Source organism: Synechococcus sp. N19, assembly GCF_900474045.1.
In the GTDB taxonomy this organism is placed as follows: domain Bacteria; phylum Cyanobacteriota; class Cyanobacteriia; order PCC-6307; family Cyanobiaceae; genus Parasynechococcus.
Map to the genome: position 1 here is coordinate 56,983 of NZ_UCNR01000018.1, position 12,949 is coordinate 69,931.

Sequence of the window (12,949 nt, forward strand, 5' to 3'; positions counted from 1 at the left end):
CAGCGCCGCTGCTGCTGTTCAGAAATCGCGGGTCAGATCAGCTGACGACGACAAGTGCACCGGAAGAAAATGGACGCTTCAGGCACCACACACAAGAAGGAATCCTGCGCATGGCCAGGCCAATACAACATCTTACATATGGACTCGACTCCTTTGGAACTCCGGTTAAGGGAGTCGGAACAGACGCCGGGCGTTGGCGGTGCTGCTGCAGGCCACGCTGTCGAGATCCACGCCGCGCAGCTCAGCCACCCGCGTGGCAACGGACGCCACGAAGGCCGGCTCATTGCGCTTGCCGCGGCGGGGCACAGGAGCCAGAAAAGGGCAATCGGTTTCCACCAGGAAACGATCCTCCGGCACCTGACGGGCGCAGTCGTGGGTGGGCTCCGCCTTGGGGAAGGTGACGGTGCCGCTGAAGCTGATGTAGAAGCCGAGCTCCAGGAACTGGTGCATTTCATCGGGGGTACCGCCCCAGCAATGCATCACCCCTCCGGGGCAACGGCCCTGCGCCTTGCGGGCCCGCAGTTCCTCCAGCATCGGCTCGGCGGCATCCCGGCAGTGAATGATCACCGGCAGGTTCAACTCCACCGCCAGGTCCAATTGAGGGCGCAGCACAGCAAGCTGCTCCTCGAGATTCTTGTCTCGGAAGAGATCGAGGCCGAGCTCGCCGATGGCGACCACCCGATCATCCTCGAGAGCTGCCCGGCGCAGCACCGCCACCGTGTCATCCCGCCAATGCTCGGTGTCCAGGGGATGGACGCCGACGGAATAACGCATCTCCGGGAATCGATCCGCCAGGGCGCGGATCGCCGGGATTTCGGAGGGTTCGACGCAGGCGTGCAGCAGTGCACCAACCCCAGCCTCACGCCAGCGTGAGGCCACCTCATCGAGGTCGTCGTCAAAGTTGCGGAAGACGATGTGACAGTGGCTGTCGATCAACGTCGGGGTGGGGGACACAGCTGGGCCGAAACGCGCTTTCGGCCCATTCTGCCGATTGAAACCGAATCAGCTGGCGGGCTCGAGCACCTTGCGGACGGCCGCACTGAGGCGGGACTTCTGGTTGGCACCGTTGTTGCGGTGCAGTACACCCACCTTCACGGCCTTGTCGATCTTGCTGAAGGCGGCACGCATGGAGGTCTGCACGCTGGCCTTGGCTTCATCACCAGGGGTGGCGCTGTAGGCGTCACAGGCGGCAAAGCAGCGCTTCATCAGGGTGCGCATCGACGACTTGTAGGTGCGGTTGCGCAGACGGTTGCGCTCAGCAATCTCAATCCGCTTCTTGGCTGACTTGTTATTGGCCACTGAGGCTTCAACGTTGCGAACAATCCAGCACCTTACTCCTTGACAGGACCCCCTTCCCTGGGTTGTGGAGTCCTAACTTGACCGAACTCTCCCACTGTTCCTTTGTCTGTGAGCCAGCCGGCCGTTGCTCCCCTTCGCATCGTGCGGGATCTGGACCGGGCCCAGACGGAGCTGAAACGGTTGTCGAGCCGCACCACACAAACCCAGCAGGGTGAAGCCCGTGAGCGGGTTGAAGCCATTCTCACAGCGGTGCGCGACCGCGGTGATGCCGCCATTGCCGACTTCACCGAACGGTTCGATGGCTTCCGGCCCGAACCGATGGCGGTGTCCCCCGAGGCCCTCGAAAAGGCCTGGACGTCGCTGCCGACCAACCTGCGGGATGCCCTGGAGCTGGCCCATCGCCGCATCACCGACTTCCACCAACGCCAACGTCCCGCCGATCTGGCGGTGACGGGCCCCCACGGCGAACAGCTTGGGCGGCGCTGGCGGCCGGTGGAGAGGGCGGGTCTCTACGTGCCTGGAGGACGGGCGGCTTACCCCAGCACCGTGCTGATGAATGCGGTGCCAGCCCGGGTCGCCGGCGTCAAAGACGTGGTGATCTGTTCCCCAGCCGGACGTGATGGTGCGGTGAACCCCGTGGTGCTGGCAGCGGCCCACCTGGCAGGCGTGAAAACGGTGTTCCGCCTCGGAGGTGCCCAGGCTGTTGCCGCCATGGCCTACGGCAGCGAGAGCGTGCCCAAGGTGGACGTGATCAGTGGCCCCGGAAACCTCTACGTCACCCTGGCGAAACAGGCGGTGTACGGCCAGGTGGCCATCGATTCCCTGGCGGGACCAAGCGAAGTGCTGGTGATCGCAGACCACTCCGCCAAGCCCGATCAGGTGGCAGCGGATCTGTTGGCGCAGGCGGAGCATGACCCCCTGGCGGCGGCGGTGCTGATCACCACCGACCCTGCACTGGCCGACGGGATCAACGCCGCAGTGGCCGAACAGCTGGCCGATCACCCCCGCCAGGAGATCTGCGAAGCCGCTCTGCGGGACTGGGGGCTGGTGGTGGTCTGCGACGACCTCGAGAGCTGTGCCCGCCTCAGCGACAGCTTCGCCCCCGAACACCTGGAGCTACTGGTGGAGCGGCCCGAACCCCTGGCGGATCGCATTCAGAACGCCGGAGCCATTTTCCTGGGCCCCTGGTCCCCAGAAGCAGTGGGGGATTACCTAGCAGGACCGAACCACACATTGCCCACCTGTGGAGCCGCACGCTTCAGCGGGGCCCTGAGTGTTGAGACCTTCATGCGCCACACCTCGCTGATCGGTTTCAACCGGGCTGCCCTGGAAGCAACGGGTTCAGCTGTGCAGGAGCTGGCCACCAGTGAAGGCCTGCACAGCCACGCTGAATCGGTGCGGCGGCGCCTCAGCTGAGGCGCTTCTCCAGGCTGCGGACACCGGCAACACCATCGTTGATCTCGCCGACCAGCACCTCATCGGTGATGTTGACGAACAGGCCGTTCTCCAGCACACCGGGAATGTTGTTGATCGTCTGCTCCAGGGCCACTGGATCGCTAATGCCACCGTTGAGCTTGGCGTCCAGAACAAGGTTGCCCTGATCGGTAACCACAGGGCCGGCCTTGCGCTGGGCCATGCGCAGCTCAGCGCTGCCCCCGAGGGCTTCCAGCTGCTGCTTCACCTGGCGCCAGGCCCCGGGAAGCACTTCCACCGGCAGCAGAAAACCGAGGTTGAGACGGTCCACCAGTTTGGTGGAGTCCACCACCACCACAAACCGATCCGCCCGTGCCGCCACGAGTTTCTCCTGCACGTGACAGGCGCCACCACCCTTGATCAACTGGAAGCCAGGGTCGACTTCGTCGGCACCATCGATGGCCAAATCAATCCGGCTGACGGCGTTGAGGCTGAGCAGGGGAATATTGAGCTCAGCGGCCAGCACCTCTCCTTGGAAGGAAGTGGTGACACCGACGATGTCTTTGAGTTCTCCGCTGGCGAGCTTGGCCCCCAGGCCCTGAATCATCAGGGCGGCGGTGGAGCCTGACCCCAGGCCCAGCACCATGCCGTCTTTGATCTGTTCCACGGCGGCATCAGCCACCGCCTGCTTCATCTGGGTCTGTAAATCAGCCATCAGGTCACGTCCTTTGGGCGCGACCGTAGCAAGGGGTTTCAGGCCATCCCAGGCAGGGGCTCCGGTTTGACGGACAGGGTGAGCTCGCGGCCGGCCCGCAGCACTTGCAGAGGCAGAGGAACATCAATAGCGGCGGCATCCACCACCTCGAGCAGCGCCTGAGGATCGGCAATGTCGCGCTCATCCACAGTGATCAACAGATCGCCGCGGCGCAGTCCTGCTTTTTCAGCCGGGCCATCGGGCAGCACGGCTTGCACCAGGGCACCGCTGCGTTCCGGCAGCTGCACAAGGGCATTGGGGTCCTTGTTGTGCTCGCGCGCGATGCGCGGTGTGAGGGCCACCAGTTGCAGACCGATGTAGGGGTGCACCACTTCACCCTGCTTCTGGAGCTGATCAGCCACCCGGCGGGCCAGGTTGATCGGGATGGCAAAACCGAGGCCGGCCCCAGGACCCGACCGCACCAGGGTGTTGATGCCAATCACCTGGCCATCGCCGTTCACCAACGGCCCACCGGAATTACCGGGGTTGATGGCGGCATCGGTCTGAATCAGTTCCAGCCGTTTGTCGGCGAAGCCAAGGCTGTTGATGTTGCGGTGCAGGCTGCTGACAATGCCCAGGGTCACCGTGCGTTCCAATCCGAACGGGGTGCCGAGGGCGATCGCCCAATCGCCCACCTGCATGGCTTCCGAATCACCAAGGGGAGCCCGTGGCGGCAGTTGATCGCCCTCGAGACGCACCAGGGCCAGGTCTGTCACCGCATCGGTGCCCACCACCCGTCCATCCCGCTGTTCCCCGTCGGCCAGGGTGACGCTGACGGACTCCACCCGATCCACCACATGGGCATTGGTGAGCACAAGGCCCTTGGCATCGATCACCACACCAGAGCCTTGCCCCCGTTCCCGCTCCGGACCTGCCGGAGGGTCCCCCAGCAGGTCCCGCAGCAGGGGATCAAGCAGCGTGGGGTCAAACGGCTGACGTTCCACGGTGCGCTCGGTGTCGATCCGAACCACCGCCGGCGCCACCCGCTGAACGGCATCGGCCACAAAGCTGTGCTCCAGGGCCTGCGCTGGGTCACCTTCACCGACCAGAACCGCTACGGCCATCAGAACGGCCAGGAGTTGACGCAGGACGTACCGCAACACAAGACCTCTAATTGCCTTCTTTTTATCGGATCCAGCCGGAGAAACGGGCCCTGGTCCAAATCGATCGCAATCTCAGCACCTCCATTGCGATGCGCGGTCGAGCTTGAACATTCCAACTAACAAATCAGCAAACGCAGTTTTCGCATGCGTGCACTTCTGGCTCCAGCGGCAGCTCTGCTTGCCCTGGCTGGCCCGGTTGCACTCACCCCTCAAGCATCCGCGGAGAGCACAACGCTTACGGCGGTGATCTTTGAGGAGGTCAAGCCGCTGTATCAGAAAACAGATGCCGGCTACGTAGGCCTCGGGGTTGACGTTCTTGAACAGATCCGGATCCAGGCCAAACGCCGCAAGGTGGGCTACCGGGTGGCCAAGTCGGTGAACGACGGCATCGGCGCCGTGATCACCGGCAAAGCCGACATCGCCTGCGGCGTGGAGACCTGCCACAAGAGCTGCGAATACTTCGGCCTCTGCGGCGGTGGCAACGGCAGCAACAAGTTCTGGTAACACGGCACCCTCGCCTCCAGCGAAACCAACGCCTGCCGCTTCGGCACCCAGATCCCCACGCAAGTGCTGCTGGAGCGGTTCGAAGAGAGACCTCCCCTGACGCCACTCACAGCCAATCCATCGGGGTCTTGATGCGATCGATCGCTCTTCTGCCCCTTCCAGCAAATGGGCGGGTTTTGATGGCCACCAATCGCACAGCGGCTCTTGCATCCACTGCTTAGGGTCGAGCCGTTTTGTGAGCTTCACCATTGAGCGAATCCGCCGCTTCACAACGCTGTGAGCTCTGCCAGGTCGTGATCGAAGGCCGCACTGGCCTTCCCAATGTGGTGACGTTCAGCAATGGCCCCCAGGGCAGCCGCAGCAAACTCTGGAGCCGCGTCTGCCAGTACGTGACCGATCCGGAGCGTCGACGCCTCTGCATCAATCAGGATCTCGAAGGGCGCGGCGCCGAACAGCCAGGCGACGCCTTCCCCGATGCACCGGCCATCGATCTGGGCAACAGCTGACGGCGGGCAGACGGTCCCGTACATTGAAGGTGTGTCCGACGGGCATCTCCCTGCGGGAGATCGGTCACAACTGAAATGCACGTCGGGCCGACGTCCGCCCTCAGTTCGCGTTGCCTCATCCTCTGCTTCCGGATCTCGAAACGCTGGTCACCGATGTGGCCGCCAGCAAAGGCTTTGCCCTTTGCGGCATTCAGCTGCTCACCCACATGAGCCCAATGACCCTGGAAGTGCAGATCCGCCACAGCAGTGGAGCGGATGTGAGCCTTGATGACTGCGCCGGTTTCAGTGGCGTGCTGGGGGATGCCCTTGAGGCCTCCACCCTGCTCACTGACGCGTATGTTCTGGAGATCAGCAGTCCCGGCATCGGCGACCAGCTGTCCAGCGATCGCGACTTTGAAACCTTCCGTGGGTTCCCCGTGGAGGTTCATCACCGCGACAAGGACGACAGCGAGCAACGCCTGGAGGGCCTCTTGCTCGAACGCGACGCCGACACGCTGCAGATCAACATTCGCGGGCGAATCAAACGGATTCCCCGGGATTGCGTGATCGGTGTCCGCCTCACGTGTCCAGGCAGCTGAACCCAGAGTTCACACCCCTGCAACCGCTCCTTTCTTTTCCCCTAACCCAACGCGATGGCTCTCGTCCTGCTTCCCGGTCTCAGCAACCTGATCGACGACATCAGCGAAGAGAAGAAGCTGCCGCCCCAGGTGGTGGAGGCGGCACTGCGAGAGGCCCTGCTTAAGGGCTATGAGCGCTACCGGCGCACCCTGTACATCGGCATCAGCGAAGACCCCTTTGATGAGGAGTACTTCAGCAACTTCGACGTTGGCCTTGACCTTGAGGAGGAGGGTTACCGGGTTCTCGCCAGCAAGATCATTGTTGATGAGGTGGAGAGCGAAGACCACCAGATCGCGATCGCCGAGGTGATGCAGGTGGCCGATGACGCCCAGGTGGGCGACACGGTGGTGCTGGATGTCACCCCAGAGAAAGAGGACTTCGGCCGGATGGCCGCCGCCACCACCAAGCAGGTGCTGGCCCAGAAGCTGCGGGATCAGCAGCGCCGCATGATCCAGGAGGAATTCGCTGATCTGGAGGATCCGGTGCTGACGGCCCGGGTGATCCGCTTCGAGCGCCAATCGGTGATCATGGCGGTCAGCTCAGGCCTGGGCCGTCCGGAAGTTGAGGCTGAACTCCCCCGGCGCGATCAACTGCCCAACGACAACTACCGCGCCAACGCCACCTTCAAGGTGTTCCTCAAAGAGGTGAGCGAAGTGCCTCGCCGGGGACCGCAGCTGTTCGTCAGCCGCTCCAATGCCGGTTTGGTGGTCTACCTGTTCGAGAACGAAGTTCCCGAAATTCAGGAAGGATCCGTTCGGATCGTGGCCGTGGCCCGTGAGGCCAATCCCCCCTCCCGTTCCGTGGGCCCCCGCACCAAGGTGGCCGTCGACAGCATCGAACGCGAGGTGGATCCCGTCGGCGCCTGCATCGGCGCCCGCGGCTCCCGCATTCAGCAGGTGGTGAACGAACTGCGTGGAGAAAAAATCGACGTGATCCGCTGGTCGCAGGATCCAGGCCAGTACATCGCCAACTCCCTCAGCCCCGCTCGGGTGGAAATGGTGCGCCTGGTGGATCCCGTGGGCCAGCACGCCCATGTGCTGGTGCCCCCCGATCAGCTGAGCCTGGCCATCGGCCGCGAAGGCCAGAACGTTCGTTTGGCAGCCCGACTCACCGGCTGGAAGATCGACATCAAGAACTCCACCGAATACGACCAAGAGGCAGAGGATGCCGTTGTGGCAGAGCTGATCTCCCAGCGGGAGGAGGAGGAAGCCCTCCAGCAGCAAGCCGAAGAACGACTGGCCGCCGAACAGGCCGCTCGGGCGGAAGAGGATGCACGCCTGCGGGAGCTGTATCCGCTGCCCGAAGACGAAGAGGAGTACGGCGAGGAGCAGGCCGAGCAGGAGTTCTCTGAGGAGGAGCCCGCTGAGGTGGAAGCCGGCAGCGAAACCGAGTTCGAGGCCGAGGCTGAAAGCACGGACGCAGCGGCTGAGGCCGATGCCGAGCCCGATCAGGAGCAGGTCCGGTGAGTGACCGCCCCGTCCTGCGTCGCTGCGTGGCCTGCCGCCAGCTCTTGGATCGCCGCCAACTCTGGAGGGTGATCCGCGACCATCAGGACGGAGTTCTCCTCGATAAGGGGATGGGCCGTTCGGCCTATCTCTGTCGCGAGGAGAACTGCCTTGAGGAGGCGACCCGTCGCAAGCGTCTGCAGAAAGCCCTGCGTTGTCAGGTGCCCGAAACAGTGCTTGCGGTGTTGAAACAGCGGCTTAACCAAAGCGTTGGTGAATCCGCTGAGGCAGACTGAACATTGGCCCCACCTTGTGCGAGGCCACCGCGGCATTCCATGCCCGGACCGATCGGAGACCCGAACTGAATGACCAGCAGCGGCAAAGTCAGAATTTACGAGCTGTCCAAGGACCTCGGCCTTGAGAACAAGGACGTGCTGGATGCGGCTGAAAAGCTGTCGATCGCTGCGAAGAGCCACAGCAGCTCGATCAGTGACGCTGAAGCCGGAAAGATCCGTTCGCTCCTCGGCAAAGGCGGGAATGGTGCGAAACCCGCTGCCGCGGCCCCTGCCAAGCCCGCAGCTGGCAAGGCCATCCTCTCGGTGAAGAAAGCGGCCCCCGCCGCGCCAAGCAAGCCCGCCCCAGCGGCGAGCAAACCGGTCGCCAAGCCTGTGGCTGCCAAGCCCGTAGTCGCCAAACCCGTGGCGGCTGCCAAACCGCAGGCGGCCCCGAAGCCTCCCGCAGCGGCCACGCCCAAACCGGTGATCAGCAAGCCAGCGGCTGCACCGGTGAAAGCCTCAGCAGCACCGGCGCGGCCCGCCGCTCCTCAGAAACCCCCCGCAGCCCCAGCGCGGCCGACGGCGGCAAAACCCGTTCCACGACCTGCCGCGGCCAAGCCGCAGGTTGTCAGCAAACCGGCTGCAGGCAAACCGGAACTGGTGAGCAAGCCCAAGGCTGCTGCCAAACCCACGGCACCCACGCCGCGGCCCACACCGGCTCGCCCGACGCCACGCCCCGCAGGTGCTGGAAGCCCAGCGCGGCCCACCCCTGGCCAGGGGCAGCCCAAGCCACAGATCATCCGCGCAGGCGCTCCATCTCGGCCCGGCGCGCCAACCCGTGCCGGTGCCCCCACAAAGCCTGGTGCACCTTCACGGCCCACTCCGAGGCCTGAACTGGTGGGTAAACCCGTGCCCCGCCGTCCGGCAGGCACCGGCGTGCCTCAACGCCAGGGCGGTCCAAGCCGTCCAGGAGCCCCCACCCGACAAGGTCGCCCCGGGATGCCCCCCCGCAGCGGCAACACCCTGGAACTGGTCGGCAAGCCGATTCGTCGCGACGGCAGCAGCACAGGTAGCGGTCGCCCTGGTGCGCCCACCCGTCCGGGAGCGCCTGGACGTCCCGGCATGCCTGCTGGGATGCGCAAACCGGTGGCTCCCGGTGAGCTCATGCAGCTGCAGAAGCCTGTCGGCAGGCCAGCAGCGCCGGCCCCCCGCCGTCCGGATGCACCCACCAAAGCCGCTGCAGGTGCAGGAACGGCCACCCCGCCCGTGGCGCGTCCGAATGCCCCCTCAGCGCCCCGCCGTCCCAGCTTCCGTCCGGGTGGCCCTGGTGGCCAGCGGCGGCCAGGCCGTCCCGACTGGGATGACAGTGCACGGCTCGATGCTCTGCGCAGCCGCTCGCCGCAAAAGCAGCGCCAGAAGGTGCACATCATCGGTGAAAACGATGATTCCCTGGCAGCACAGACCGGCGGCTTCGCCGGTGAACAGGAGAACATGGTTCTCTCGGCGAGCCTGGCTCGTCCCGCCAAGCCCAAGTCGCAGCAGCGCACCGCACCCAAGCCGGTGGCGGCGATGCGCAAGCGCAAGAAGGAAACCGCCCGTCAGCGTCAGCGCCGGCGTGCCATGGAGCTGCGGGCAGCCCGGGAAGCCAAGCAGGTGCGTCCCGAAATGATCGTGGTGCCGGAGGACAACCTCACGGTGCAGGAACTGGCGGACATGCTGAGCGTCGAAAGCTCAGAGATCATCAAATCCCTTTTCTTCAAAGGGATCATCGCCACGGTCACCCAGACCCTGGACATGCCCACGATCGAGGCCGTTGCCGACGAATTCGGTGTGCCGGTGCTGCAGGACGACGTGGAGGAGGCGGCCAAGAAGACCGTCGAGATGATCGAAGAGGCCGACAAGGCTCACCTGATCCGACGTCCGCCCGTGGTCACCGTCATGGGCCACGTCGACCATGGCAAAACCAGCCTGCTGGATGCCATCCGTCAGGCCCGCGTCGCTGCGGGTGAGGCTGGCGGCATCACCCAGCACATCGGTGCGTATCAGGTTGAGATCGAGCACAACAACGAGCAGCGCAAGCTCACCTTCCTGGACACTCCGGGCCACGAAGCCTTCACGGCCATGCGAGCCCGCGGCACCAAGGTGACCGACGTGGCTGTGCTGGTGGTGGCTGCTGATGACGGCGTCCGCCCCCAGACCCTGGAAGCCATCAGCCACGCCCGGGCCGCTGAAGTGCCGATCGTGGTGGCGATCAACAAGATCGACAAGGAAGGTTCATCGCCCGAGCGGGTGAAGCAGGAGCTGTCTGAGCAAAACCTGCTGGCGGAAGACTGGGGCGGCGATGTGGTGATGGTGCCGGTGAGCGCCATCAAGGGCGAAAACATCGACAAACTGCTGGAGATGCTGCTGCTGGTCACCGAAGTGGAAGACCTACAGGCCAACCCGGATCGTCTGGCCCGCGGCACCGTGATCGAGGCCCACCTCGATAAGGCCAAAGGCCCCGTGGCCACGCTGCTGGTTCAGAACGGCACCCTCAAGACCGGCGACGTCGTCGCCGCTGGTCCGGTGCTGGGCAAGGTGCGCGCCATGGTGGACGACAACCGTCAACGCCTCAAGGAAGCGGGCCCCTCCTTTGCTGTGGAGGCCCTGGGCTTCAGCGAGGTGCCCACCGCCGGTGACGAGTTCGAGGTGTACCCCGACGAGAAATCGGCCCGGGCCGTTGTGGGCGATCGCGCCTCCGATGCCCGCGCCACCCGTCTTGCTCAGCAGATGGCGTCACGACGCGTCTCGCTTACGGCCATGTCCGGCCAGGCCAATGACGGCGAGCTGAAGGAACTCAACCTGATTCTCAAGGCCGACGTTCAGGGCTCCGTGGAAGCCATCCTCGGATCGCTCGAGCAGCTGCCCAAGGATGAGGTGCAGGTGCGGGTGCTGCTGTCGGCACCTGGCGAGATCACCGAAACCGACGTCGACCTGGCCGCCGCTTCCGGCGCGGTGATCGTGGGCTTCAACACCTCCATGGCCTCCGGCGCCAAGAAAGCAGCGGATGCCACCGGGGTGGATGTGCGCGACTACGACGTGATCTACAAGCTGCTGGAAGACATCCAGTTGGCGATGGAAGGTCTGCTGGAGCCGGAACTGGTAGAGGAAGCCCTGGGCGAAGCCGAGGTGCGCGCCGTCTTCACCATCGGCAAGAGCGCCGTGGCCGGCTGTTATGTCACCACCGGCAAGCTGCATCGCAACTGCCGGGTGCGGGTGCACCGCGGAAAACAGGTGGTCTACGAGGGCGACCTCGACTCCCTGCGTCGCAACAAGGACGACGTCAAGGAAGTGGCCACAGGCTTCGAATGCGGTGTCGGCACCGATCGGTTCGCCAACTGGGAAGAAGGCGATCGCATTGAAGCCTTCAAGATGGTCACCCAACGCCGCAAACTCACCACCTGACCCCGCAAGCATCGTGCAGCCCCGCAGCGAGCCCCTGCTCTGGCTTCAGTGCCTGGCCCTTGGAGCCATTCCCCTAGAGCTGCTGCTGATCCGCCTGGTTCTGGCCGGCGCGGATCCGGGTCCTGTTCCCGGAGTAGAGCGATTTCTGATCTGGGGGGTGGGGGTCCTGGCCCCAGCCGTCGCGTTGTGGCGACGGCCCGCCGACTGGGGCTCACTGCTGTTCGTGCGTCAGCCGCTGGCCAGCCGCAACAGCGATCAACTCCGCATCAGTGCATCCCAAGCCGGCTTGATCAGCCGCGCCGCTGTGGTGATCGCCGCAGTGGTCCTGCTGCCCGTGCTCTGGTGGATGGACGAGTCAGCGGTGCTGGCGAGTGAATTTTCCCCGGTGTCGGGACAATCCCGTCTGGTCACCCTGTTGCTGGTCAGCCCATTGCTGGCCTTGATGGTCTGGCAGGTGCAGCAGCTGATTCAAGCCGCAGCGCTGTTGCTTGGATCACCAGGAACCGTCGCCCCTGTCGATTCGACTTTTCGTGCTGATGCTGTGGCAACGCAACGCACCAGCCTGGGCCTGCAGTTGCTCAACCTCCCTGGCCTGGAGTGGCCGGAGCCTGTGGTGGAGCCGATCAAGCAAGAGCCCGACAAGGCTATCGGGGTGGACGACACCGCGTCGGAGACGGACGACAGCACGGATCAAGCCGCTACTGATCAAGCCAGCACTGACAACGAAGCACCCGACGGGGAAAGTTCAGCCGACAATCCGGTGACAGCTGCAGTGTCTGACGAGGCTGATCCCGAAACAGCTCCTGAGCCCGTCGTTGCCGAAACTCGAGCTGACGACGAGTCGTCTGATGACGCTGAAGAGGCTGCCCCAACAAGCGATCAGGACGCCGATGAGGCAATGGACGCGGAAGACATGGAAGACACCACGCCCGAACAGGGCAGCAGCACTGAAGACGTCAGCACCGCCGACATCAGCCCTGACAACGAAGAACCAGACGACGAAGCACCAGACAACCAAGAGCCAGACGGCGAAAGTTCAGCCATCAACACCGCGACGGCTCAAGAGTCTGATGACGTCGAGCCCGAAGCGCTGGAACCCGTCGAGGCAGAGGATCAAGACGACATGACGGAAGACGACAACGCTGAAGACATCAGTGCGGTTGATGCCGACGAATCAAGCGTCGCTGCTGCTGTCCCTGTTGCGGTCGAACCAGAGCAGACCGGAGAAGAGCAGGAGAGCACCCCCCTGGATGCCGAAGTCAGCCAGATCGACAGTGTCGCCGGCGGAAGCACGGAAAGCCATCGTGAACAGGCCGAGTCCGGCGGAGGCAAAGAGAGCGAACCAGACGAGCCGTCTGAGCCCACGCCAGGGGGTCTGTGATTCCTTGAGCAACCGTTCCCGCAGGGCGGGATCCAGGCCAGATTTGGGGCGGGGATTATCGGGCAAACGTCCAAGTTGGATTCAGAGCAAATGTTAAATTGCTTATGACGCCGATGTAGCTCAGCCGGTAGAGCAACGCTTTCGTAAAGCGTGGGTCGCCTGTTCAAGTCAGGTCATCGGCTTTTTAAGCAGTGGTGCATTGAATCA

At 64.2% G+C, this 12,949-nt stretch carries 11 protein-coding genes, 1 tRNA gene and 2 pseudogenes; 9 read left to right on the forward strand and 5 right to left on the reverse strand.

Annotation, left to right across the window (positions count from 1 at the left end; translation table 11 throughout):
• Positions 1–165: 165 nt before the first annotated feature.
• The gene (locus DXY02_RS11205) at positions 166–954 is read right to left on the reverse strand and encodes a TatD family hydrolase (protein WP_114989430.1); all 789 of its coding nucleotides are present in this window, start codon (positions 952–954) and stop codon (positions 166–168) included.
• 48 nt (positions 955–1,002) lie between these two features.
• Positions 1,003–1,299 (reverse strand): 30S ribosomal protein S20, encoded by a 297-nt coding sequence (rpsT, locus tag DXY02_RS11210; protein WP_011365018.1) that lies wholly within the window; start codon positions 1,297–1,299, stop codon positions 1,003–1,005.
• Positions 1,300–1,407: 108 nt separating this feature from the next.
• Between rpsT and hisD the strand changes: the two genes are divergently transcribed.
• Positions 1,408–2,715 (forward strand): histidinol dehydrogenase, encoded by a 1,308-nt coding sequence (gene hisD, locus DXY02_RS11215; protein WP_114989559.1) that lies wholly within the window; start codon positions 1,408–1,410, stop codon positions 2,713–2,715.
• On the opposite strand, the gene rpiA is transcribed toward hisD, so the two are convergent.
• Together rpiA and DXY02_RS11225 are read right to left on the reverse strand one after the other, a co-directional pair.
• Complete coding sequence (gene rpiA / locus DXY02_RS11220) at positions 2,708–3,427, reverse strand: ribose-5-phosphate isomerase RpiA (RefSeq protein ID WP_114989431.1); 720 nt, start codon at positions 3,425–3,427, stop codon at positions 2,708–2,710. The genes hisD and rpiA overlap by 8 nt on opposite strands.
• Before the next feature lie 38 nt (positions 3,428–3,465).
• On the reverse strand, positions 3,466–4,530 hold the full coding sequence (locus DXY02_RS11225) for a trypsin-like peptidase domain-containing protein (RefSeq protein ID WP_114989560.1): 1,065 nt from the start codon (positions 4,528–4,530) through the stop codon (positions 3,466–3,468).
• Between the two features lie 453 nt (positions 4,531–4,983).
• Here DXY02_RS11225 and DXY02_RS12805 point away from each other — a divergent pair.
• The 7 genes and pseudogenes from DXY02_RS12805 to DXY02_RS12990 all read left to right on the forward strand — a co-directional run.
• Positions 4,984–5,205: pseudogene (locus DXY02_RS12805) on the forward strand (GRRM system radical SAM/SPASM domain protein); the annotation flags it as partial.
• Between the two features lie 116 nt (positions 5,206–5,321).
• Positions 5,322–5,579 (forward strand): hypothetical protein, encoded by a 258-nt coding sequence (locus tag DXY02_RS11235; protein ID WP_114989432.1) that lies wholly within the window; start codon positions 5,322–5,324, stop codon positions 5,577–5,579.
• 110 nt (positions 5,580–5,689) lie between these two features.
• Positions 5,690–6,157 (forward strand): ribosome maturation factor RimP, encoded by a 468-nt coding sequence (rimP, locus tag DXY02_RS11240; protein WP_114989433.1) that lies wholly within the window; start codon positions 5,690–5,692, stop codon positions 6,155–6,157.
• Between the two features lie 54 nt (positions 6,158–6,211).
• On the forward strand, positions 6,212–7,663 hold the full coding sequence (nusA, locus tag DXY02_RS11245; protein WP_114989434.1) for a transcription termination factor NusA: 1,452 nt from the start codon (positions 6,212–6,214) through the stop codon (positions 7,661–7,663).
• The gene (locus tag DXY02_RS11250; protein WP_114989435.1) at positions 7,660–7,938 is read left to right on the forward strand and encodes a YlxR family protein; all 279 of its coding nucleotides are present in this window, start codon (positions 7,660–7,662) and stop codon (positions 7,936–7,938) included. Before nusA ends, DXY02_RS11250 begins: the two co-directional genes overlap by 4 nt.
• Positions 7,939–8,007: 69 nt before the next feature.
• Positions 8,008–11,361 carry a translation initiation factor IF-2 gene (gene infB, locus DXY02_RS11255; protein ID WP_114989436.1) on the forward strand — a complete coding sequence of 1,118 codons (3,354 nt, stop codon included), beginning with the start codon at positions 8,008–8,010 and terminating at the stop codon, positions 11,359–11,361.
• A 13-nt stretch (positions 11,362–11,374) separates the two neighbouring features.
• Positions 11,375–11,935 (forward strand): annotated as a pseudogene (locus tag DXY02_RS12990) (low-complexity tail membrane protein); the annotation flags it as partial.
• 600 nt (positions 11,936–12,535) lie between these two features.
• Here the strand turns inward: DXY02_RS12990 and DXY02_RS12755 are convergent.
• Positions 12,536–12,808: a DUF3493 domain-containing protein gene (locus DXY02_RS12755; protein ID WP_371640174.1), complete on the reverse strand. Its 273-nt coding sequence runs from the start codon at positions 12,806–12,808 to the stop codon at positions 12,536–12,538.
• Positions 12,809–12,851: 43 nt separating this feature from the next.
• Here DXY02_RS12755 and DXY02_RS11265 point away from each other — a divergent pair.
• Positions 12,852–12,924, forward strand: a tRNA-Thr gene (locus DXY02_RS11265).
• Positions 12,925–12,949: the final 25 nt, after the last annotated feature.

Bases quoted from the DNA above. Each gene is read 5' to 3' on its own strand.
- rpiA (WP_114989431.1), bottom strand. From the start codon at position 3,427: ATGGCTGATTTACAGACCCAGATGAAGCAGGCGGTGGCTGATGCCGCC.
- DXY02_RS11225 (WP_114989560.1), bottom strand. From the start codon at position 4,530: ATGGCCGTAGCGGTTCTGGTCGGTGAAGGTGACCCAGCGCAGGCCCTG.
- nusA (WP_114989434.1), top strand. From the start codon at position 6,212: ATGGCTCTCGTCCTGCTTCCCGGTCTCAGCAACCTGATCGACGACATC.
- infB (WP_114989436.1), top strand. From the start codon at position 8,008: ATGACCAGCAGCGGCAAAGTCAGAATTTACGAGCTGTCCAAGGACCTC.